The sequence below is a fragment of the Acidithiobacillus ferridurans genome, from assembly GCF_003966655.1.
GTDB lineage: Bacteria > Pseudomonadota > Gammaproteobacteria > Acidithiobacillales > Acidithiobacillaceae > Acidithiobacillus > Acidithiobacillus ferridurans.
Genome location: NZ_AP018795.1, coordinates 987,201 through 1,010,034 on the forward strand (window position 1 = coordinate 987,201; position 22,834 = coordinate 1,010,034).

Annotated in this window: 20 protein-coding genes; 8 read left to right on the plus strand and 12 right to left on the minus strand. The window is 59.2% G+C overall.

All coding sequences use genetic code 11. The features are described 5' to 3' along the window. Positions 1 to 4: 4 nt before the first annotated feature. From tatB to AFERRID_RS04995, 8 genes are all read left to right on the plus strand, one after another. A complete protein-coding gene (gene tatB / locus AFERRID_RS04960; RefSeq protein ID WP_113527453.1) occupies positions 5 to 373 on the plus strand; it encodes a Sec-independent protein translocase protein TatB in 369 nt (122 codons plus the stop codon). A gap of 142 nt (positions 374 to 515) precedes the next feature. Beyond that, positions 516 to 1,352, plus strand: a complete 837-nt coding sequence (gene tatC, locus AFERRID_RS04965) for a twin-arginine translocase subunit TatC (protein WP_126604505.1) — start codon at positions 516 to 518, stop codon at positions 1,350 to 1,352. A gap of 311 nt (positions 1,353 to 1,663) precedes the next feature. Then, positions 1,664 to 3,085, plus strand: coding sequence for a form I ribulose bisphosphate carboxylase large subunit (locus AFERRID_RS04970; RefSeq protein ID WP_113527451.1), 1,422 nt, complete (start codon positions 1,664 to 1,666; stop codon positions 3,083 to 3,085). Between the two features lie 30 nt (positions 3,086 to 3,115). Then, on the plus strand, positions 3,116 to 3,472 hold the full coding sequence (locus tag AFERRID_RS04975) for a ribulose bisphosphate carboxylase small subunit (RefSeq protein WP_113527450.1): 357 nt from the start codon (positions 3,116 to 3,118) through the stop codon (positions 3,470 to 3,472). 155 nt (positions 3,473 to 3,627) lie between these two features. After that, positions 3,628 to 4,431: a CbbQ/NirQ/NorQ/GpvN family protein gene (locus AFERRID_RS04980; RefSeq protein ID WP_113527449.1), complete on the plus strand. Its 804-nt coding sequence runs from the start codon at positions 3,628 to 3,630 to the stop codon at positions 4,429 to 4,431. A 51-nt stretch (positions 4,432 to 4,482) separates the two neighbouring features. Continuing rightward, positions 4,483 to 6,801: a nitric oxide reductase activation protein NorD gene (locus AFERRID_RS04985; protein WP_126604506.1), complete on the plus strand. Its 2,319-nt coding sequence runs from the start codon at positions 4,483 to 4,485 to the stop codon at positions 6,799 to 6,801. 202 nt (positions 6,802 to 7,003) lie between these two features. Next, entirely contained in the window at positions 7,004 to 7,285 is a 282-nt protein-coding gene (locus AFERRID_RS04990; protein WP_126604507.1) for an HU family DNA-binding protein, read from the plus strand. Beyond that, complete coding sequence (locus AFERRID_RS04995) at positions 7,252 to 9,996, plus strand: bifunctional diguanylate cyclase/phosphodiesterase (RefSeq protein WP_225981863.1); 2,745 nt, start codon at positions 7,252 to 7,254, stop codon at positions 9,994 to 9,996. Before AFERRID_RS04990 ends, AFERRID_RS04995 begins: the two co-directional genes overlap by 34 nt. Here the strand turns inward: AFERRID_RS04995 and AFERRID_RS05000 are convergent. The 12 genes from AFERRID_RS05000 to pdhA all read right to left on the minus strand — a co-directional run bounded on the left by AFERRID_RS05000 (position 9,878) and on the right by pdhA (position 22,768). After that, the gene (locus AFERRID_RS05000; RefSeq protein WP_126604508.1) at positions 9,878 to 11,152 is read right to left on the minus strand and encodes a dihydroorotase; all 1,275 of its coding nucleotides are present in this window, start codon (positions 11,150 to 11,152) and stop codon (positions 9,878 to 9,880) included. The two genes, AFERRID_RS04995 and AFERRID_RS05000, sit on opposite strands and share 119 nt — an antisense overlap. Before the next feature lie 5 nt (positions 11,153 to 11,157). Then, positions 11,158 to 12,141 carry an aspartate carbamoyltransferase catalytic subunit gene (locus AFERRID_RS05005; protein ID WP_113526409.1) on the minus strand — a complete coding sequence of 328 codons (984 nt, stop codon included), beginning with the start codon at positions 12,139 to 12,141 and terminating at the stop codon, positions 11,158 to 11,160. Then, positions 12,138 to 12,644 carry a bifunctional pyr operon transcriptional regulator/uracil phosphoribosyltransferase PyrR gene (gene pyrR / locus AFERRID_RS05010; protein ID WP_113526408.1) on the minus strand — a complete coding sequence of 169 codons (507 nt, stop codon included), beginning with the start codon at positions 12,642 to 12,644 and terminating at the stop codon, positions 12,138 to 12,140. The genes AFERRID_RS05005 and pyrR overlap by 4 nt, the downstream gene beginning before the upstream one ends. Continuing rightward, positions 12,641 to 12,991, minus strand: coding sequence for a Holliday junction resolvase RuvX (gene ruvX / locus AFERRID_RS05015; RefSeq protein WP_331251187.1), 351 nt, complete (start codon positions 12,989 to 12,991; stop codon positions 12,641 to 12,643). The genes pyrR and ruvX overlap by 4 nt, the downstream gene beginning before the upstream one ends. A gap of 72 nt (positions 12,992 to 13,063) precedes the next feature. Next, entirely contained in the window at positions 13,064 to 13,621 is a 558-nt protein-coding gene (locus tag AFERRID_RS05020; protein ID WP_113526406.1) for a YqgE/AlgH family protein, read from the minus strand. A 69-nt stretch (positions 13,622 to 13,690) separates the two neighbouring features. After that, a complete protein-coding gene (gene gshB, locus AFERRID_RS05025; RefSeq protein WP_126604509.1) occupies positions 13,691 to 14,629 on the minus strand; it encodes a glutathione synthase in 939 nt (312 codons plus the stop codon). Beyond that, entirely contained in the window at positions 14,626 to 15,936 is a 1,311-nt protein-coding gene (gene gshA, locus AFERRID_RS05030; protein ID WP_113526404.1) for a glutamate--cysteine ligase, read from the minus strand. Before gshA ends, gshB begins: the two co-directional genes overlap by 4 nt. A gap of 8 nt (positions 15,937 to 15,944) precedes the next feature. Beyond that, on the minus strand, positions 15,945 to 17,105 hold the full coding sequence (locus AFERRID_RS05035) for a citrate synthase (RefSeq protein WP_113526403.1): 1,161 nt from the start codon (positions 17,103 to 17,105) through the stop codon (positions 15,945 to 15,947). A gap of 194 nt (positions 17,106 to 17,299) precedes the next feature. Then, on the minus strand, positions 17,300 to 17,671 hold the full coding sequence (gene erpA / locus AFERRID_RS05040) for an iron-sulfur cluster insertion protein ErpA (protein ID WP_041647534.1): 372 nt from the start codon (positions 17,669 to 17,671) through the stop codon (positions 17,300 to 17,302). 132 nt (positions 17,672 to 17,803) lie between these two features. Next, on the minus strand, positions 17,804 to 20,755 hold the full coding sequence (locus AFERRID_RS05045; protein ID WP_126604510.1) for an FAD-dependent oxidoreductase: 2,952 nt from the start codon (positions 20,753 to 20,755) through the stop codon (positions 17,804 to 17,806). Positions 20,756 to 20,811: 56 nt separating this feature from the next. After that, a complete protein-coding gene (locus AFERRID_RS05050; protein WP_126604511.1) occupies positions 20,812 to 21,792 on the minus strand; it encodes an alpha-ketoacid dehydrogenase subunit beta in 981 nt (326 codons plus the stop codon). After that, positions 21,785 to 22,768 (minus strand): pyruvate dehydrogenase (acetyl-transferring) E1 component subunit alpha, encoded by a 984-nt coding sequence (gene pdhA, locus AFERRID_RS05055; protein ID WP_113526400.1) that lies wholly within the window; start codon positions 22,766 to 22,768, stop codon positions 21,785 to 21,787. Before pdhA ends, AFERRID_RS05050 begins: the two co-directional genes overlap by 8 nt. Positions 22,769 to 22,834 lie beyond the last annotated feature (66 nt).

Genomic DNA, 22,834 nt, shown 5'->3' on the forward strand with positions numbered 1-22,834 from the left:
GCTTATGTTCGACTTCAGCTTTGGCGAACTCGCGCTGCTCGGAATCATCGCGCTGCTCGTGGTCGGGCCGGAGAAAATGCCCCAAATCGCGCGTACCGCGGGGAAGTGGTACGGCGCCATGCGGCGTACCATGACGAGTCTGCGCTCCGAGGTTGAGCAGCAGTTGTTGCTGGATGATCTGCGCGAGGAAGCCAACAAACTGCGTGACTATGCCCACGAGGAGTTGCTGCCTGCCGACATCACCGCTTCAGACACCCCGAAAACGACCGGTGAGAAGCCCGAAATGAAGGACGCTCACCAGCAGGGTGAACTCGATATCATGCCGGCAACGCAACATGCAGGACTGCCGGGACCGGAAGACCGCGTACATTGATTCCGATGCCCACCTGATGCTCCCACCGAGGTTCGTCATTATTATGGATGCGCGGCGGCACCGCTTGCGCATCCAGAGGATTTGCCGCCTGCTCGTCACCAGATTCGCGCGCTTCGACACCGCCTAAGGATATTTTTTAAGCATGGACAAATTGGCGGAAAACACCTTTATCGGCCATTTGCTGGAATTGCGCCGCCGCGTATTATTTTCAGTGATCGCTATTTTCGTTGGCTTTCTGATCTCCTATCCTTTCTCCAAAACGATTTATAACATTCTTGCGGCTCCGCTCATTGATATATTACCAAAAGGCAGTCATTTAATTTATACCAGTTTACCCGAAGTATTTTTGACCTACGTGCAGCTTTCTTTGTTGTCCGGATTTATTCTGGCGCTACCTGTCGTGCTCTATCAATTCTGGGCCTTCATAGCGCCCGGCCTCTATGAGCATGAGCGCAAGGCCTTTTTTCCGCTGATCTTTGCCTCCATTTTTCTGTTCATCGGCGGCATGCTCTTTGCCTACTTTATCGTATTTCCTAATGCCTTCCGGTTTTTCGTGAGCTTTTCTGGCGGTGATATCACCGCCATGCCCAAAGTGGATAGCTACCTCTCGCTCATCGTAAAGTTCTCCCTGGCCTTCGGTCTGGCCTTCCAGATCCCCATTCTCATTATTGTACTGGTACGCGTCGGAGTGCTGCAGGTGGCCACGCTGCAGCACGGTCGCCGCTATGCCTTCCTGATTTGCGCCATCGCCTCTGCATTGCTCAGTCCTCCCGACGTGTTATCCATGATCATGCTCCTCATCCCCATGTATATGCTTTTTGAACTCGGATTATTTTTCGCCGCAAGATTGCCCGGACCTCGGTCTGCGGAGGAAGACACAGGGGATCATGATATTGCTCAGTCATCCCACAGCATTGACGAGATGGATGTCGCCGGTGAACGCTCCGGAAATAAGGATAGCGATACACCAGGAAGCTGAGCAAGCGAAAATGGATGCCAACCATACCATGACTAGCAGGCCTGTTTATTGGGTCAGTCCGACTCGTCTTTATGGAGCCCACGCCCCACGATAGTGCGGTCATGGCTTCTGCCCGACGGCGGTAAACACTGCCAACCTCCGAACATCAGACATGTAGTCACAAGCCACTATAGCATCAGCTATGCGTTATGGAAAAAATAATAACTACTTATTAGCGCTTATGCGTCACCCGCACTATAGTTCGATCATCGCTGCAGACGCAGCGATTGCGCCGGGGGCACCGGCGTCGGGCAACTGCATGGAGGTGGCATATGGCCGTCAAGACCTATAACGCGGGTGTGAAGGATTACCGGAACACCTATTGGGAACCGGATTACAGCGTCAAGGATACCGATATCCTTGCCGTGTTCAAGATTACTCCCCAGGCGGGCGTGGATCGTGAGGAGGCCGCTGCTGCGGTTGCCGCCGAATCCTCTACCGGCACCTGGACCACGGTGTGGACGGATCTTCTCACCGACCTTGACTACTACAAGGGGCGCGCATACAGGATTGAAGACGTTCCTGGCGATGATACCTGTTTCTATGCGTTCATTGCTTACCCCATCGATCTCTTCGAAGAAGGTTCCGTGGTCAACGTCTTCACCTCGCTGGTGGGTAACGTCTTCGGCTTCAAGGCGGTACGTGCCCTGCGCCTGGAAGACGTCCGTTTCCCCATCGCCTACGTCAAGACCTGCGGTGGGCCACCCCACGGGATTCAGGTCGAACGCGACATCATGAACAAGTATGGTCGCCCATTGCTGGGCTGCACCATCAAACCCAAGCTGGGTTTGTCGGCCAAGAACTATGGTCGCGCCTGCTATGAAGGTCTGCGTGGTGGACTCGACTTCACTAAAGATGACGAAAACGTCAATAGCCAGCCTTTCATGCGCTGGAGGCAGCGTTTCGACTTCGTCATGGAGGCCATCCAGAAGGCCGAGGCCGAGACCGGAGAGCGTAAGGGGCACTACCTGAACGTTACCGCCCCGACTCCAGAGGAAATGTACAAGCGTGCGGAGTACGCCAAGGAAATCGGCGCACCCATCATCATGCACGACTACATCACCGGCGGCTTCTGCGCCAACACGGGTCTGGCCAACTGGTGCCGCGACAACGGCATGCTCCTGCACATTCACCGCGCCATGCATGCGGTGCTGGACCGCAACCCCCACCACGGCATCCACTTCCGTGTGCTGACCAAGATTCTCCGTCTGTCCGGCGGCGATCATCTGCACTCGGGTACCGTGGTCGGCAAACTCGAGGGCGACCGTGAGGCGACCCTGGGCTGGATCGACATCATGCGTGATAGATTCATCAAGGAAGATCGCAGCCGAGGTATCTTCTTCGACCAGGACTGGGGCTCCATGCCGGGCGTGATGCCGGTCGCTTCCGGTGGTATCCACGTTTGGCACATGCCGGCGCTGGTCACCATCTTTGGTGATGACTCGGTGTTGCAGTTCGGCGGTGGCACCCTCGGTCATCCATGGGGCAATGCCGCAGGTGCTGCGGCCAACCGCGTCGCGCTGGAAGCCTGTGTGGAAGCCCGTAACCGCGGTGTGGCCATCGAGAAGGAAGGCAAGGCTGTTCTCACTGAGGCGGCCAAGCACTCCCCCGAACTCAAGATTGCCATGGAAACGTGGAAAGAGATCAAGTTCGAATTCGATACGGTCGACAAGCTGGACGTTTCCCATAAATGAGCACGTTTATCACCTGCCCAGGAGTCTTTTATGAGTGAAGTACAGGATTACCAATCCCGGCTCTCCGATCCCGCGAGCCGGAAGTTCGAGACACTGTCTTACCTGCCCGCCCTGACCGCGGAGCAGATCCGTCAACAGGTTGCGTACATTGTTTCCAAGGGCTGGAATCCGGCGGTAGAACATACCGAACCGGAAAACGCCTTCGGCAACTACTGGTATATGTGGAAGTTGCCCATGTTCGGCGAAACCGACGTGGACACCATCCTGAAAGAAGCGGAAGCCTGCCATAAGGCGAATCCCCATAACCACGTCCGTATCGTCGGCTATGATAACTTCAAGCAGTCCCAGGGTACTTCCCTGGTAGTCTATCGGGGCAAGACCGTATAAGTCCCGTGCCGTACCGCCCAGCCTTTTTGCGCTGAGCCGGTGCGGCGCTTGTCGAGAGCATTTCTGATGTTGTGCAGGGCCGTTTTCGCCCGAAATGTTCCCGTCAAGTGCCGTGTTTCCCTGTCCAGGAACGTTTTCCCGAGGAGCAGCATTCCATGAACGACCAGTTGACTGAATACCGCATCAAGAAAGCGCCTTACTACCGTGCCACCGGTGATGAAACAGAACTTTACGAAGCCGCTTACAGCGTACGCATGCCGATGATGCTCAAAGGTCCCACCGGCTGTGGCAAGACCCGTTTCGTAGAGTATATGGCCTACAAACTGGGCAAACCGTTGATTACGGTAGCTTGCAATGAAGACATGACGGCCTCTGACCTGGTCGGACGTTTCCTGCTCGACCCCCAGGGCACCCGCTGGCAGGATGGCCCATTGACCCTGGCCGCGCGTCTGGGCGCCATCTGCTATCTGGACGAGGTGGTGGAAGCCCGTCAGGATACCACGGTGGTTATCCATCCGCTGACCGACAACCGCCGGGTACTGCCCCTGGAGAAGAAGGGCGAACTGGTGCAAGCGCATCCCGATTTCCAGTTGGTGATTTCTTACAACCCAGGCTATCAGAGCCTCATGAAGGATCTGAAGCAGTCCACCAAGCAGCGTTTCGGGGCCCTGGATTTCAACTACCCCGATCACGAAATCGAGGCAGAAATTGTCTCTCACGAAACCGGGGTCAACAAGGAAGTCGCCGGTAAGCTGGTGTCCATCGCCGAGCGCGCCCGTAATCTGAAGGGCCACGGTCTGGATGAAGGTATTTCCACCCGTATGCTGGTCTACGCAGGTTCCTTGATCAACAAGGGTGTTGAGGCGAAGGCCGCCTGCCGGGTAACCCTGGTACGTCCAATCACCGATGATCCCGATATGCGTGATGCTCTGGACGCCGCAGTCACCACGTACTTCTGAGTCCTCACGTTCGCCTTGCCGTACAGAGGATCTAGCGATCACGGAGGACGTATGAAACATCTCGAAGAATACGCGGAACTGCTGCAGGCTTTTGGCGAGGGAAGCCAGGCCGTCCTGCAGAGCAAATGGCAGGAGGCCACCCGAGTCTTCAGTCCGTCAGGCCTGGATCAGTACCTGGACGGCGCCATGGGATTGCGATCTCTAGGCAAGGGCGATGGCTTGGTGAGCAGTTATCTGGATGCGGCCCCCCACATCGCCCGCGAAGTGGGAGAGGATGCCGTCTGGGAACTGGTGGGTGCCGTCATGAAAATGGCGTCCAAAACCAGCGGTGCGGTACTGGAAGCGGTGGTGTCCACCAGTCCGACAGCCGCCAACCGCCTGGCCGATCTGGAGCTCTTCAAAAGCTATCTCGGCATGCTGGACCGCCTGCTCGCGCAAGTGCCGCGCGCGCTGCGGCCCATGCTGGAAAATATCGACCAGCTCTTCGGCTATTTGACGCTGGGCGGCTTGCGCCGCTGGGCACTCTGGGGCGCACACGCCCATCGTACGGATTTCGAAGCTCAAATTGCCTACTTTTCCCTGAAAAGCCCGGAAGCCCTGGCCATGCTGCAACAGGAGCGCAAGGGCACGTTATTTGTGGATATTCAGCGACGTCTGCGGATGTATCTACGCGCGCTCTGGGGGCGGGATTTTTTCCTGCGCCCCACCAGCGGTGACTTTGAAGATCGCGAAGGGTATCGGTCTTATATCGAAGGGATTTTCATCCACCTTCCCGATGCCTACGACGACTGGGAAGATGTCGATGGGATGACCCGCTATCGCGCCGTGGCGGCTCACGCCGCCGCGCATGTGGCCTACATGCAGAAGGCGATCTCGGCTGAGGCGCTTAACCCCGAGCAGATGGCGGTGATCGGTCTGTTTGAAGATGCCCGGGTGGAAGCCCTGGCGATGCGGGCTTTTCCCGGCATCCGCGCCATCTGGCTGCCTTTTCATACGGCGGTGGCGGGGCCGGTGGCCAGCATGGGACATCTGTTCTCCCGTCTGGCACGGGCCATCATCGATCCCGACTATGTGGACGACAACGCCTGGGTACAGGAAGGCCGAAGGGTATTCATGGAGGCCGAAGCCCGCTGGGACGACCCGCAACTCTCCTGGGATCTGGGGGTACGCCTTGCGGACCGTCTTCGAAATCAGAGAGTCAGTTACCACGCTCGCACCGACATTCCCGACATCCTCTACCGCGACGACAACCGTTACATCTGGGAGTTTGAGGAAATCGACTGGGAGCATGAAACGACCGTCCTGCCCGGTACCCAGGTGCGCAAGTACGTAAACGTCATGGAAATGGTCAATGAGGTGGATACCGAGCTGGCCGGGGATGATGCACAGGAAGTCTGGGTACTGCAATCAGAGTTGTTTCCCTATGAAGATATGGGACTGAGCTATAACCAGATGGAAGGCAAAGAGCCAGTCTCCGATCCCTTTCATTACCCGGAATGGGATTACCAGATTCAGGCCAGTCGTCCGCACTGGGCGACGGTACTGGAGCGTCGCCCACGTCTGGGCGACGCCAGGGTGGTGCAGGAAGTGCTTGAGAAATACAAGCCGGTCTCCAGCCGCCTCAGATACCTGATAGAGGCCTTGCAGCCTCAGGGTGTGCAACGTTTGCGCAAGCAGGAGGACGGCGACGAAATCGATATGGAGGCGGCGGTGCGTGCACTGGTGGATATTCGCATGGGTCTGGCGCCGGATACCCGTATCCACATGCGTAACTTGCGCAAGGTGCGCGACCTGGGCGTGCTGGTATTGATGGATCTGTCCGAGTCGACCAACGACAAGGTTCGCGGTTCGGAAGACAGCATTCTGCAACTCACCCGTGACGCCACCTCCCTGCTGGCCGATGCCATGAACCGCATTGGTGATCCCTTTGCGATTCACGGTTTCCATTCCGATGGTCGTCATGATGTGGCTTATTATCGCTTCAAGGATTTTGACGAGGCCTACAGCAAGGAGGCCATGGGGCGCATTGCCGGCATGACGGGCCAATTCTCGACGCGCATGGGTGCGGCACTAAGACACGCGGGGCATCATCTGCGCCACCAGCGGCAAAGCAGAAAACTGCTCCTGGTGATTACCGATGGTGAACCGGCGGACATCGACGTGCGGGATCCTCAGTATTTGCGCCATGATGCCAGGCGGGCTGTGGAAGACCTGGGAAGAGATGGCGTGATCACCTATTGCCTCAGCCTGGATCCTCATGCCGATGAGTACGTGTCGCGGATTTTCGGGGCACGGAACTATCAGGTCATCGACCATGTGGAACGCCTGCCGGAGCGCCTGCCTATATTATACGCTGGGCTGACCCGATAAGCTGCCTACCCTTTACCACGGCGATCATGGCCCTGGCGCGGGGCGTCCGGCATTGACGTACCCTCACCGCCCAAATAACATCCCTACCAACGAAATCATCGGCCGCAAACCGGATGACCTCGCCGCAGGGATTGCCTTTTCCTGCCATCCCCGCATGGTTTTAAGAGTGACCCGGCCCTTGCCATAATCCATAGAGGAAACCATGACAAAAACCGAATTTGTGGCCGCTGTAGCAGGTACACATGGTATCAGCAAGAAAGACGCCCATGAGGCCGTGGACAGCGTCGTCAGCGCACTGGCTCAGGCGCTGATCGATGGCGAGTCCCTGAACCTTCCGGGATTTGGTACCTTTTCCCTGAAGGAACGGGCTGCCCGCCCCGGACACCATCCCGCTACCGGTGAAAGAATCCAGATATCCGCCAAGCGTAGTGTCCATTTCAAGGCGGCCGGATGCCTGCAAAGAAAAATCCCTCAGCCTCAATGAAGGGGTATTCTTCATGGCACCCCTCCCGCAGGGCGGCAACACAGGCCACTCTGCAGAATAGTGTTGGGCGCTTGCAGCGGGTCACCGATTTTAGCGTGCTTCTTTCCGGTGCCAATGAAGTCATCGCCTATACGGAAAACGAAACGGATCTGCTGCGATCCCTCTGCGAATTGGCCGTCCGGCACGCCCATCTGCGGCTGGCGTGGATTGGCCGGCCCGATAGTGATGGCATCTTCCAAAACCTCGCCGCCGCCGGGGCGGTGCGCTACCTGGAAGGTATCCGCATATCCACATCTGCAGAACTTCCCGAGGGACAGGGCTCCGCAGGCCAATCCTGGCGCGCTCAAAAACCGGTTTACAATGCTTCCTTCCCCAAAAATGTCCGCATGAACCTCTGGGCGCAACGCGCCAAAACCTTTGGGTTCGGGGCAAGCGCATCGCTGCCTATTTATCGGGGCAACACACTGTGGGCCATCTTGATGGTCTATCACGGCAAGAAAAACGTCTTCGATGCCGACCTCCGGAGAATAATGACGGATCTGGCCAAAAACGTCAGTTATGGCCTGGATCGTTTGGATATCCGGCGAAAGGAGCGGGAATCAAACGCCTTCAACGAAGTGCTGCTGAACGATCAGGCATCCGGCATCAGCGTCGTGCGTTTTCCGGAACGGATCGTCGAGCGAGTCAACACGCGGATGCTGACGATCCTCGGTGCATCTTCCGCGGATGATCTGGTCGGACATCCCGTATGGGGGATCATTCACCATGAGGAAGTCGGTGAGCAGGTTGGCCAGTTTGCCCTGGAGGTTCTCCGCGAAGGCTACGCAACACGCAGGGATGTGCCCTATCGCCGCCTGGATGGAGAAATGGTTTTCACGGATATTTCAGGGCAGCGGCTGGACGGATCGGATGGTGTGCAACGTATCCTCTGGACTCATGTGGATGTGACGGAGCGCCATCGGCTGATGGATGAAGTCACGCAGTTATCGCTTTCCGACCCACTCACCGGCCTGCCCAATCGCCGCGCTCTGGATACAGAACTGAGCAAAGCCATGGCCCGCGCTGATCGTCATGAACACCTTTTGAGCGTCGTCATGATCGATCTCGACGGCTTCAAACCAGTCAACGACACCTGTGGCCACGAAGCCGGGGATATGGTGTTGCGGACCATCGGCCAGCGTTTACGGAAGGGGCTGCGCGGCACGGACTTCCTGGCCCGCCTGGGTGGCGACGAGTTCGTTCTGCTTCTGGAGAACTGCACCTCCCTGGAGGAGATCGAAGTCGCCATGAGGAAGGTCGGGGAAATGATCCGGCAACCCATCGAACTCCCCGACAAAAGCAGGGCGGAGATCGATCTTAGTGCCGGCATATGCCTCTATCCTTTCGGCGATTCCCACAATCCTGATGCGCTGCTCCGCTATGCCGATCAAGCGCTTTACGAGAGCAAAAACCACAAGGCGGATCGCGTGCATTTCTGGACCCTCTTCGGAGAATCGGTGCCAGTGCGGCAGAACGTCATCCAGACCCAGTTGCGGGAAGGTGGGTTGCTGGTCCATTACCAGCCCATACTCGACAATCGCTCCCACAAGATCGTGGGTGTGGAGGCTTTGGCCCGGCTGTGGGACAAGGACGGGCGGATACTCTATCCGGCGGAGTTTCTGCCTTTGATCAATACCGAGGACACCACCTATCTCAGCAGGATGGTGCTTACCCAGGCGCTGGCAGATCTGGCCGAGCTGGATACCTTGGGATGCTCGCTCTGGGTGTCCGTGAACGTGGCTCCGGAGTCCTTCGATGACCACTTCGTTCCATGCATGGCAGGCGTTATTGGGGCCAGTGACATCGCGCCTTCCCGGATCACGCTGGAGATCCTGGAGGGCAGCAATTTCCTGGAGCATAACGCCGCGTTGTCCGTTCTGCACGGCGTCAAAGAACTGGGCGTTCGTCTCGCTCTGGATGATGTGGGCAGCGCGTATTCCTCACTGCTGCGCATCAAGGACTTGCCCATTGATGAGATCAAGCTGGATCAGGGATTTATCCGCTCCCTGGAGGATCGGCCCCAGGATTTGTATTTTCTTGCTTCCGTTCGGGATTTGGCCATCGGCCTGGGAGTGGATCTGGTGGTGGAGGGAGTCGAAACAGAGGACATTGCAGATGCAGTCTCGGTCATGGATATCAAATTACTGCAAGGCTATGGTATCGCCAGGCCCATGCCTATGGCGCAGTTACGGGATTTTCTAACCCGCCGTCCGTCCTATCATCGACAGCATCCGACCAGCTTGTTCGGACTTTATGCCAAACAGATCTGCGACCAGGGAACCTTGAAAAAAATGATCCTCAGCAATCCGAGCCTGATCAATGGCAACGAGTTGGCGGATGCCGCCCGTTGCGACATGCATAACCATATGCAGCGCCTGGGTCTTACTGAAGACTCTCCCTTATTTGGGCTTCATCGGGAGGTCCATGGTGCTATCGCATCGTTGTTAAAGGCTCCGGTCGCGGAAGGCTGGGAGCAAGTTCGGCAGGTGCAAAAAGCATTTGAGGATGGCTTGCTGGAAGCTTTCCAGAAAGCAAAGAGAGGCGCCAGCCCCCTCAACTGCGAAAAATTACCCGCCCTGCCACCAGGGTGTAGCGCACCTGCCCGCGCAACTCCCATTGCCCATACGGAAGATTCCGGCCCCGGCTCCACCCCTGCGTTGGCTCCACCATAAAACGGGACTCCGGGTCGAAAATGCAGAGGTCGGCGGTGGCACCGACCGCCAGGGACGGCGGAGTCAAATCAAGAGCCTGGGCCGGGCCGATACTGAGCAGGCGCAGGATTGTCATCAAGTTGACCACTCCTTCATCTACCAGTCGCAGCGCCAGAGGCAGGAGCCATTCCACCGCGGCGATGCCGAAGGGCGCCTGGATAAAGGTCCTGCCTTCGCGGTCCACCCCCCAGGGGCAGTGATCACTACTGATGGCGGTTATCGCGCCCGCAGCCAGGGCGTGGCGCAAGGCATCACGATCTGCGGCAGTGCGCAGAGGCGGCAGGATCTTGGCGTGCAGGTTGAAAAACCCGACGTCCTGTTCGGTGAGCAGCAGGTGGTGGATACTCACCCCGCAGGTCACCGGCTCGCCCCGTTGCCGGGCGGCAGCTACTTCGGCAACCGCCGCGGCAGTACTGAGATGCGGAAAATGGATGGGGCAGCCACTGAGCGCCGCAATGGCGATATCACGCTGGACGCCGATCAGCTCCGCCGCCACCGGGCGTCCAATCAGGCCCAGGCGGATACTCAGGCGGCCTTCGTGCATCACGCCATGAGCCGCCAGTTCCGGTTCTTCGCCATGGAGCAAAACGGGTCGGCCCAAATCCGCCGCGTAACTCAGCGCCAGCCGCAACAAGGCCGCACTGGCTACAGGCTTTTTCGCCTGGCTGAAGACGATGGCGCCCGATTCCACCAGGCCCGCCATCTCCGTCAGCGCCACGCCCTGAAGCTGGGTAGTAAGGGCGCCAGCGAGATGTACCCTGGCCAAGGCCAGGTGCTCTGCCACCGCATGCTGCTCCTGCAAAACGGCGGGCGTATCAGCGACAGGCAGGGTATCCGGGCGCAGTAGAACCTGCGTCACGCCTCCCGCTACCGCCGCACGCAATTCGCTGGCCAAGTCGCCATCCCGACCATGACCGGGCGTGTGTCCCTGAAAAGAAGTCTCGACAAGTCCGGGGCAGGCGATCAAGCCCGTGCCATCCAACGCTTCTTCGGCCTGGAAGTCCGCAGGCAGCGGCCCCCGCGCGACAATTCGGCCGTCGGCAATGGCCAGATCGGTGACCGCATCAAATCCGTCGCCGGGGTCCATGACCCGAATATTGCGGATGATTCTGTGCATCGTCCTCACGCTCCGCCCGCCGCGCCGGCGAGGATGGTGAGCACCGCCATCCGCACCGCCAGACCATGGGCAACCTGTTGGAGAATCACCGCCTGGGCCCCGTCGGCCACTTCCGAGGCAATTTCCACCCCCCGGTTCATGGGGCCCGGATGCAGCACCAGCGCGCCGGGTTCCGCCCACTGCAAGCGCTCCGGCGTCAGTCCGAACCGGCGGTGAAACTCATCCAGACTGGGAAGCCGGTGCGACTCCATGCGCTCCCGCTGCAGGCGCAGGGCGCAAATCACATCCACTCCGCGCAAACCGGCCTGCAGATCGTGGTAGACATGCACCCCCAGCGCCGAAAGTTCTTCGGGTACCAGAGTGCGCGGGCCGATGACACGAATTTCCGGGCAGCCGAGGACGGACAGGGCATGTATCTGCGAACGCGCCACCCGCGAATGGAACACATCCCCGACAATGGCCACCACCCGGTCCTCGATCGGACCTCCCAGACGGCGGATCGTGAACACGTCCAGCAAAGCCTGTGTCGGATGCGCATGCTGACCGTCACCGGCATTCACCACCAGCGCCGAATCACCCAGATGACGAGCCACTAGATGAGCCGCACCCGCCTCCGGGTGGCGGATGACGAAGCCATCCACCTGCATGGCCATGAGATTATCAATCATATCGGTGAGGGATTCGCCCTTGCTGGCGCTGCTGGTGCTGACAGCGATATTCAGCACATCCGCCGAGAGGCGCTTGGCAGCCAGCTCAAAAGTGCTGCGGGTCCGGGTGCTGTTCTCAAAAAAAAGGTTGGCGATGGTGCGACCGCGCAGGGTGGGGGTCTTTTTGACGCTGCGGTTCGCAATACTGAGGAAGGATTCCGCCGTATCGAGAATCTGCAGTAATTCCCGCTCCCGAAGCCCTTCGGTACTGAGCAGATGCCGCAAGCGGCCCTGCGCATCGTATTGCAGGTTGCCCTCACCAAAACGCAGGGTAGCGCTCATGGCTGCGGCTCCCGCTGCTCCAGTTCCAGACGCAACGGATCGGGGCCGCGCAACTTGATGTGTTCACCCGCGGTCGCGATCAGACGCAGCGCCGCCACATCGGCCGCCACCGGCAACTCATGCCCGCCGCGGTCCACCAGCACTGCCAGAAGGATGCGGGCCGGACGCCCATAGTCGAAGATTTCATTCATGGCGGCGCGCACGGTGCGTCCGGTGTAGAGGACATCGTCCACCAGAATGATATCGCGGCCATCCACAGCAAAGGGGATATCCGAGGCGCGCACCTGCGGGTGCAGGCCGATCTGGCTGAAGTCATCGCGATAAAAAGAGATGTCCACCCGCCCCAGTGGCTGCTGCAAACCGAGTGCGGCGTGAAGGGCACGTGCCAGCCAGACGCCGCCGGTAAAAATACCGATCATCGCCGCCTGCTCCGGATCGATGAGGGGGCGCAGATCACGCGCCATAACTTCCATCAGCGCGCCCACATCCCAGTCGGTCGTCATGCGTCGCCTCCCGCATTATGAAAGGTCCACAAAATTTCGCAGGCTGCGGCCTGATCCAGCAGGCGACCGCGCTTCTTGTGGGAAAGCTCGCGCTCCTTCAGGACCAGATCAGCGGCATGGCTGCTCAGTCGTTCATCCACCCAATGGATGGGTAGGGGGAAACGGCGCTGCAAACTTTCCGCAAAGTTGCGCACCCGGCCAACCATGAACCCCTCACTGCCATCCATGTGCAAGGGCAGACCCAGAACCAGGGCGCGGGGCTGCCATTCTTTGAGAATACGGGCGAAGCCCTCCCAGTCCGGCCCCCCCTCGCCATTGCGCAGGGTAACGACCCCCTGCGGCGCCAGGCCCGACTCCCCAGAACCGCAATCCCGATCCGGCGCGCCCCGAAGTCTATTCCGAGCAGCGGCCCACTGCGCTCAGGCATGGCCCGCCGCACCGCTGAGCAGACGCATATCCACCCCCAGCAAACGCGCCGCAGCCTGCCAGCGCTCCCCAGCGGGCAGTTCAAAAATCACCGCCATGTCGAGGGGGCCGTGTAACCATGCGTTATCCTGCAACTCCGCTTCCAGTTGCTGCGCGCCCCAGCCGGCATAACCCAGGGCCAGGAGGTAACGCTGCGGCTCTTCGTGCTGGGCGATGGCCTGCAGAATATCCGGTGAACTGGTCAGCGCCAGATCGTCGTTGACCTCCAGACTGGAAAGCCATTCGCCCCGCGGCGAATGCAGAATAAATCCGTGCTGCGGCTGGATCGGCCCGCCCCAGTATACCGGGCGATGGATCATTTCTTCAGAGGGCTGGATGTCCACTGCACGCAGGGCATCGGACATATTGATGTCCACCAGCCGGTTGATAACCACGCCCATGGCGCCTTCGGCATTGTGTTCGCAGACCACGATTACCGTACGGTCGAAAACGCCGTCGTGCAGCGCGGGCATGGCAATCAGCAGATGATTTTTGAGAGAAGAAAAGGTCATAGGCCCTATGATACGTCTTTCCTACCAAAAACGGCAGGCACCCGTGACCACCGGCACGGGTGGGCCGCATTATCGCCCCCGCTCCAGACGCTGCCAGAGCAGATCTGCGGCATCGACCCCAAAAAAACGCTTGATCTCCCGCGCCCCGGTGGGGCTGGTGACATTGATCTCCGTCACATACCCGCCGATCACATCCAACCCGACAAAAAGCAGGCCTGCGGCGCGCAAGGCCGGGCCTATCGCCGCACAGATGTCTCGATCACGGTCATTGATCTTCGCTGCCACCCCCGTTGCACCTGCCACCAGATTACCGCGGAAATCCGCCGCCGAAGGCACCCGCAGCAGGGCGCCTGGCACCGGGACGCCATCCACCAGGAGGATCCGTTTATCGCCCTCGCGAATCGCGGGCAGGTAGCGCTGCGCCATCACATAATGCTGGCCCCAGCCCGTCACCGTCTCCAGAATACTGCCGACATTGCGGTCCTGCAGGTGCAGATAGAACACCCCTTCGCCACCACGCGCCGAGAGCGGTTTGACGACGATTTCGCCGTGTTCGGCGAGAAAGGCCCGCAAATCCCCGAGATCACGGCTGACCAGCAAGGGCGGCAGAAATTCCGGGAAATGCAGGGCATAGAGCTTTTCATTGGCATTGCGCAGACTGACCGGATCGTTGACCACCCAGGTTCCGGCGTGCTCCAGCAGATAGCAGGCGGTGAGATATTCCAGGCCTACAGGCGGGTCCTTACGCATGAGGACCACATCCATCTCGTCGAGAGGGCGTTCTTCTGTCTCACCCAGCGTAAAATAATCTTCCACATCATCACGTACAACGATGGTACGGAGCCGTCCCCAGGAACGCCCTTCCCGAAAAAACAGGTCCGGCAGACCAAACACCCGGCATTGATGCCCACGCGCCTGCGCCGCCAGCAGCATGGCGAACGTCGTATCTTTGGCCGGTTTGATCCCGGTAATGGGATCCATAAGGATAGCGGCCTTGAGCGCACTCACTGGCCTGTCTCCGGTGTACCTTGCCGCCGCCAGTCCGCCATTTCCCGGGCCGCCGCCACCAGGGTGAGGCGCGCGATGACGCCATAGGCATAGTAACGATTGACCGGCGCATCCGGTGGTGATTTCCGGCAAGGGAGCACACAGGTCTGGCCAAAGGACATAGGCTCAAAATGCGCCCCCGGAGCGTTGAGATTCTCATCCCGTCCACGCTCCGTATGTACCCGGTAAAACCCTCCCAGCACCTGCTGGCCGATCATATAGACCACCGGCTCTGCGACTGCCTCCTGCGCGGTCTGTTCGAAGGTATATACACCCTCCTGAATAAAGACATCACTGACTGGCAGCCCCTCTTTACTCTTCGCCATCCGGGTGCGCTCCTTACGGTTGAGGTCAAGGAATTCGTCACCCGAATAGGCGGTCATAATGCCCATACCGTAAGTACCCGCATCCGCTTTGACGATCACAAAAGGACGCTGATGAATACCATAGTGGGCATAACGCTCGCGAGTAATCTCCAGTACGGCATCCACGTTCGCAACCAGGCACTCGCGGCCTTCGGAGCGCATGAAGTCAATGCCCTGACAACGCCGAAAAACGGGGTCAATCAGCCAGGGATCGATGCCGATCACTTCCGCCAGTTCCTGCGCCACAGCACGGTAATGGGTGAAGTGCTGAGATTTACGTCGGTTACGCCAACCTGCCGCGAGAGGAGGCAGAATAGGTTGCTCCAGGCCTACCAATATTTCCGGCACACCACCAGATAAATCATTATTCAGTAAAATCACTTGTGCATCAAAACCCGTCGTCGACAGGCGCCCGCCGTCGCGACACAATGGTTCCAGCAGCAACTGGCCACCTGAAGGCAGATCATAGACCGTACGATCTTCCACAATCAGGGAACCCACCCGCACGTCCAATCCGGCGAGTTCCAACAACTCACGCAACCGTGCCACGCTCTCCAGATAAAAGAGGTTACGCGTGTGATTTTCGGGAACCAGCAGCACCCGCTCCAGACCTGGATAGTACTGGTTCAGATAATGCTGAATAGCCGAAACATAGAGCGCCGAAAACTCCGGATTGAGGTTATTAAAGCCCGCCGAAAACAGATTGGTATCCACGGGCGCCAACTTGAAACCGGCATTGCGCAGGTCCACAGAGGCATAGAAAGGCGGCGGCGTCCGCTGCCATTGTCCCCGAAACCAGCGTTCGATCGTGGATTGCTCGGCGATCAGATGGCGCTCGATATCCAGCAGAGCCTCCACCCGATCCGTGGCCAGGAAAGGAATATCCCGTATTACTTCCGTCATGTGTTTTCCTAAATACGTTGCGCCACAGGAACATAGCGTCGATTCTGTTCCCCTGTATAGACCTGCGTAGGCCGGAAGATCCGGTTATCCGCCAGTTGCTCCCGCCAATGGGCCAGCCAGCCCGCAGAGCGAGCCATGGCAAAAATAGGCGTAAAAAGGTCCGCTTTGATGCCCATCTCGTGATACAGCACGCCCGAGTAGAAATCCACATTTGCGTGAATCCCCTTGGGACCGAGCCGCTCCGTAGCCTGGCGTTCCACTTCAATGGCAATTTCAAAGAGGCCGCTATGACGCAGATTTCCATGACTGGCCATATCCTCCATCATCTCCTTGAGAATCACTGCACGCGGATCGCGGGTTTTGTAGATGCGATGCCCGAAACCCCAGATTTTCTCCTTGTTGGCCATCTTCCTGTCGAGATAGGCACCCACCTGCCGGACGGAACTGATTTCTTCCAGCATTTCCACCACCTTCTGATTAGCACCACCATGCAACGGGCCAGCCAGGGTTCCGATCGCCCCCCCGATGACATGGTAAGGATTGGTCAGGGTGGATCCGGTCACCAGTACCGAGAAGGTACTGGCATTGATGGTGTGCTCGGCATGCAGAATCAGGCAGGAGTCGAGGATTTTGGTATAGGTCGGATCAGGTTCGCGACCCGACAGCATATACAGAAAGTTGGCTGCATGGCTGAGATCGGGGCGAGGTGAAATAGGATCATTGCCAAAACGCATCTGCTCCCACATCGCGACAATGGTGGGCATGCGCGCAATAATCCGCATCGCCATGGCATCCAAATGGAGCGTATTTCCGCGTTCGGCGTCGGAAAGCTCCTGCTGCGGGTAGAACATGCCCAGACTGGCCACGGCACAGTGCAGCATATCCATGGGGTGTCCGGTCACGGGCATGAACTTCATGATTTCCCGGACATTATATTTAACTTGGCGGTGCGCACGCAGACCGTGGTCGAAGCGTTTCAGATCTGCAGCGCTGGGCAGGACACCATCCAGCAGCAAGAACGCCACCTCCTCGAAGCTGCTGTACGCGGCAAGATCCGCAATGGCAAAACCACGGTAACTCAGCAGGCCGGCAGCGCCATCGATGTTGGAAATGCTGGACTGGGTTGCAGCCACACCCTCCAGACCGGGCGCAAAGTTCGGTTCCGCCATACAGAACTCCTTTTATCATTCTGATACTTGACTGCCCGGACCTGCGGCGGTCGCCGCCAGTCGGGGCACGGCTCACGGGCAGCATCCTGCACGAAGGTTTTCGGACGACAAGCCGCCGGATCATCATAACCTGCCCGTAAAAGAAAAGGGAGGCCGTCAGCCTCCCCTTGGGGCACTTCCGCACCAACCGGCGATCAGGCCGAAAAGGAAGATCCGCAACCGCAGGTGGTCGTTGCGTTGGGATTTTTGATGACGAATTGCGCACCTTCCAATCCCTCGCTGTAGTCAATCTCCGCGCCAACCAAGTACTGGTAACTCATAGGATCAATCAGCAGACTCACACCCAGCTGATGCACTTCCGTATCGCCTTCATTCATATTCTCATCGAAAGTGAAGCCATACTGAAAACCGGAACAACCGCCCCCCGTCACAAAGACGCGCAACTTCAGATCGTCAGAACCTTCCTCTTCAATGAGTGACGCGATTTTGTCCGCTGCATTTTGTGTCAAGGTCATGACTGGGGGGATGGAATCCAAATCCGTCATCGTTTCCGTTGCTGTGCTCATTATTCATCGCTCCATGCGCCGCAGCGCTTCATCCAGTGGATACCCGAGTATTTTGCTCGCTTTTGCGCGCAGGCGTCAAGCCACGACAGCACCCAACTGGAGACTCGCGTCGTGCTGGAATGGCAAGGACCATCAGCTCGCCGCCCGGGCACTGCGCCGCAGGCGGGATAGCAGACGTCGTGCCATTTCGCCGAACAGTTCGGTCTGAGTCGGATGGGGATGGATGGCGCCAGCCACCTGCTCCAGGGTCAAACCGGCGCTGACCATCATCACGGCCTCGCCCACCAGGGTATCCGCATGATCGGCGAGGAAATGCACACCGACGATACGGTGGCTGATCTTGTCGGCGACGATCTTGATCAGTCCGTCGGTCTCGCCGGTCATCATGGCCTTGGCATCGATGCTCAGGGGCACTTTGACTTCGACGGCGTCGATCCCTCCCGCCTTGGCCTGCTCCAGGGAAAGGCCGACAAACGCGCACTGCGGCCGGGTGAAGGTCACCCCGCAGTCTTTAGCCGCTTCATAACGGGCGCTGTGGCCAAGCAAGCTGGCAGCCGCCACCCGTCCCTGCTGACCGGCGGTGTGGGCCAACATGTAACCGCCGATGACATCACCGACCGCATAGATATGGGGCACATTGGTGCGCCCGGAGGCATCGACGGCGATGACGGCGCGATCGCCCAAAGCCACACCGACCGCGGCCAGATTCAGCCCGCTGGTATCCGGGCGCTTACCCGTCGCTACCAGCAGCAGATCACAGGCATAATTCGCCACCTCGTCGCCTGACTGGTAACGCACCGCCAACTGGCCGGGTTGCCCCGCGACATCCATCACTTTGACCCCGGTCAGCACCTGCAAACGCGGGCTGTTATGGGCGATGGCCTTCATCAACTGTTCGGCGACTTCCTTCTCCATCTCGGCCACCGGCCGTGGCAGGGCTTCCAGTACCCGCACCTCAGCGCCGAAGTCGTGGAACATCTGCGCCATTTCCATACCGATGGCACCGGCGCCGATGACGCAGAGGCGCGCGGGCGGTTGTTTCAGGTTCCAGACTGTGTCGGAAGTCACCGCCGCGCCACTCTTCAACGCGTCCTGAATGCCGGGAATCGGCGGCACAAAGGCGGGTGCGCCCGTAGCAATGACACAGGCTCCGAAGGTCAATGTCCGCGCATCCTTGCCGCTGATCTCGACGCTGTGGTCACCGGTAAAACGGGCATAGCCTTCCAGAACCTGAATTTTCACACCCTGATCGGTTTTCAGGGCCATTTCTCCGCGGGTCTGGAGAATACCGCGCCGATGCTGTTCCAGTTGTGCCCAATCCAGTCTGGGCGTGCCCAGGGCAATGCCCATTGCCGCGTCGTGCTCGCGGTCGCGGATGCGATCCGCAGCAGCGCGCCAGGCCTTGGAGGGAATACAGCCCCGCCACAGACATTCGCCGCCCGGCAGGGGCGCATCGTTGACCATGGCCACCCTGATGCCGTTCTCTGCGAGCTCGCGGGCGCAGTCTTCGCCGCCGGGGCCTGCGCCGATGACCAGCACTTGCACGTCGTAATCCCCTTCTGGAATCACCTGGCCGCCACTACCCAGCCAGTTCTCTGGGTGCTCAATGGCCTGTTTCAAGTCATTGAGGAACAGCGCCGCCTCGGCGCCGTTGACCACCCGGTGATCTGCCGTGATGGTGATGGGCATGCCTTCGGGTCCATTCCCGGCGATAGCAATGATGGCCGCCGTCCCCGGGGTGACGATGGCATCGAACTGGGCAATGCCGTACATCCCCATGTTCGAGATAGTAAAGGTAGGGTTGGTATATTCAGGCGGACTGAGACGACGTTTGCGCGCCTTCTCCAGCAATGAGGTCCACTCCGTCTGCAACTGTTCCGGCTTCTTGCCTTCGACACCGCGCAGGACAGGCACAACCAGACCACCGTCTTCCGTAGTCGCGGCAATGCCGATATCATGCTGACTGCGTTCGACAATCTTATCCACAGGCTGATAAGCGGCGTTCACCAGGGGGTGTCTGTGCAACGCCTGCGAAGCGGCCTTGGCAATCGCCACCGTGACGGAAAGCTTGTGTGCCTTGGCGGCGCGGATCAGCGCCTCGGGCCTGACCTGCACGGTGACATGAAAAACCGGGATACTCAGGGATGCGGCCATCGCTTGGCTGATCGCTCTTTCGATGGCCGTCATGGCGCGGCCGTTACCTGGCACCGCGGGCTCGGCAGTACCGTCCGACGCGACCGGGGCGGCACGGCCACCAGCAGCACCGAGAACATCTGCGGCGACAATCACGCCCGCAGGCCCCGTACCGCGCAGCCCGTTGATATCCACACCCCGCTGGCCCGCCAACTGCCGGGCAAAGGGACTGGCGGTCCCCTGCCGCGGACGCGGCGCCGGATATGCACCAGGTACTGGGCCAGACATGGCGGCGGCAGGCACGGGAGTCGCTACCGGCGCCGATGTAGCATCGGGCTGGCGCCGCCCTCCGTCATGGACAGCGTTTTCGTGGCTTACCTGCTCCGGCGACTCCACTAGCCAGGCGATGGCCTCCCCTACGGGCACCACCGCATCCACCACCGCCAAAGGCCCCGACAGGTACCCCTCACGGAACACTTCCACGTCCATGATGGCCTTGTCCGTTTCCACCGTCGCCACCACGTCGCCACGCTCTACCCGCGCGCCCGCAGGCTTCTCCCAGGATACCAGGACACCTTCGGTCATGGTGTCGGAGAGTTGCGGCATCTTCACCGCATAGCCTTCAGAGGCGGGTGGCGTAGCGGATGCAGGCCCCGTCGGCACGACCGCAGGCGCTGCAGGAACAGGCGCTGCCGCCGTTTCCACCGCGCTATCGGTGATATAGCCGATAGTCCCGCCCACCGGAATGACGCTGTTGGCCTCGGCCAGGGGTCCCGCCAAGTAACCGGAACGAAACACCTCGACATCCATGATGGCCTTGTCCGTTTCCACCGTCGCCACCACGTCGCCACGCTCTACCCGCGCGCCCGCGGGCTTCTCCCAGGATACCAGGACACCTTCCGTCATGGTGTCGGAAAGTTGCGGCATTTTGATGACGTAAGGTTCAGCCATATTTCACCATTGTTGAGTCAAACCGAGGGTAAGGAGGGGGACGGATTGCCGGAATCTTACCGGCCCAGCATCTTCCGCACAGCGGCGACCACTTCTCCGGCATTGGGGATAGCCGCCTTTTCCAGGTGGCGATTATACGGAATAGGCACATCCAGCGCATGCACCCGTACCGGCGCCGCATCGAGATCAAAAAAGCATTCCTCGTTGAGGATCGCCATCACCTCGGAACCCACGCCCACCGGCGCCTCGTCTTCTTCGACAACGACGGCGCGATGGGTCTTGCGCACGCTGGCCGCGATACCGGCCCGATCCATGGGTTTGAGCGCCCGCAAATCCACCACTTCGGCGTCGATGCCGTAGTCCTGAGCCAACTTCTGCGCCGCATCCAACGCCCAATGAACGCTGATGTTATAGGCAAAAATACTGACGTCCTTACCCGGCCGCATCACTTCGACGCCTTCCAGCGGCGTAAAAAATTCTTCGTCCGGGATCTCGCCCTTGAGGTTATACATACTCTCGTGCTCAATGATCACTACCGGATCATCACAGCGCACGGCGCTTTTCAGCAGTCCGTAGGCGTCGCGCGGCGTTGCCGGGGTCACCACCCGCAGGCCGGAAATACCCATGAACACTTTCTCCATGCGCGCCGAGTGCTGGGCACCCAATTGGTGCGCAGTGCCGCCCGGTACCCGCATCACGAAGGGACAACGGATACGACCACCGGACATGTAATGGATTTTCGCGGCGTTGTTCATGAGCTGATCCATCGCCAACCAGGCGAAATTAACGCTCATGATTTCGACGATGGGACGGGCCCCGATCATGGCGGCGCCCACCCCGATACCGGTGTAGCTGTTTTCGGAAATGGGGGTATCGATTACCCGCTGCTCGCCGTACTTGGCGAAGAGGCCGCTGGTCGCCTTGTAGGTACCGCCGGCGACGCCGATATCCTCACCCATGGCAAAAACCAGGGGGTCCCGCGCCATCTCTTCATCGTGGGCGCGCAGGATACCCTGCCAATACATCATTTCAGCCATGGCTGCCTGCCTCCTTTTCTGTGTATACGTAACGGGCGATATCTTCCAGACGCGGCTCCGGGCTCTCGGCGGCAAAGCGCACGATTTCATTTTCGATTTCGTCCAGTATGGCCTTGTCCATGGCGTGGAACTCGTCCTCGCTGACCACCCCGGCTTCCAGCAGACGGTGCTTGTAGATGCCGATGGGATCGCGCTGCGCCCATTCCTCCACCTCTTCCTTGGAACGGTAGGCGCCCGAGTCGGACATGGAATGGCCCCGCAGACGATAGGTCATCAACTCCAGGAAGTAGGGTTTACGCTTTTCCCGCACGTACTGCACCGCCTTTTCGGCGTGGTCCATGACCACATCGATATCCTGGCCGTCGCACTGCGCCGCCTCGATTCTGTAAGGTGCCACCCGCTTGTACTGGTTGATCTCCACCGTCGAACGTTCAATGGCAGTGCCGATACCATACAGGTTGTTTTCGCAGATAAAGAGCACCGGCAGATTCCACAGGCTCGCCATGTTCATGGTTTCGTGGAAAGTGCCCTGATTGTTGGCGCCGTCGCCCAAAAAACAGATCGAGATTTCGTCACTACCGCGCAACTGGATCGCCTTGGCGAAACCGGCCGCCAGCGGGAAGGGGCCGCCGACCAGCGCGTAGCCGCCCATGAAGTGCACATCGGGATCAAAGAGGTGCATGGAACCACCACGGCCCTTGGAACAGCCTGTCTCTTTGCCGAAGAGCTCCGCCATCAGCACCTTGGGATCCATACCTGACTTCAGGGCGTGGATATGATCGCGATAACCAGTCACCACGTAGTCCGAACCGGTGCGGGCCTTCTCCAGCACACCGATGGCACAGGCTTCCTCACCAGGATAAAGGTGCAAAAAACCGCCGATCTGGCGTTCGTGGTAGGCCTCCGCGCAGCGTTCCTCGAAACGGCGGGCAAACAGCATTTCACGCAACAGGCGCTTCTGGTCCGTGGCGTCCATGGTCCTCCTAGACAAAAAACATTGGACCTGTGTCACTAGGGACACAGGCCTCAGGTGAATGAGTGA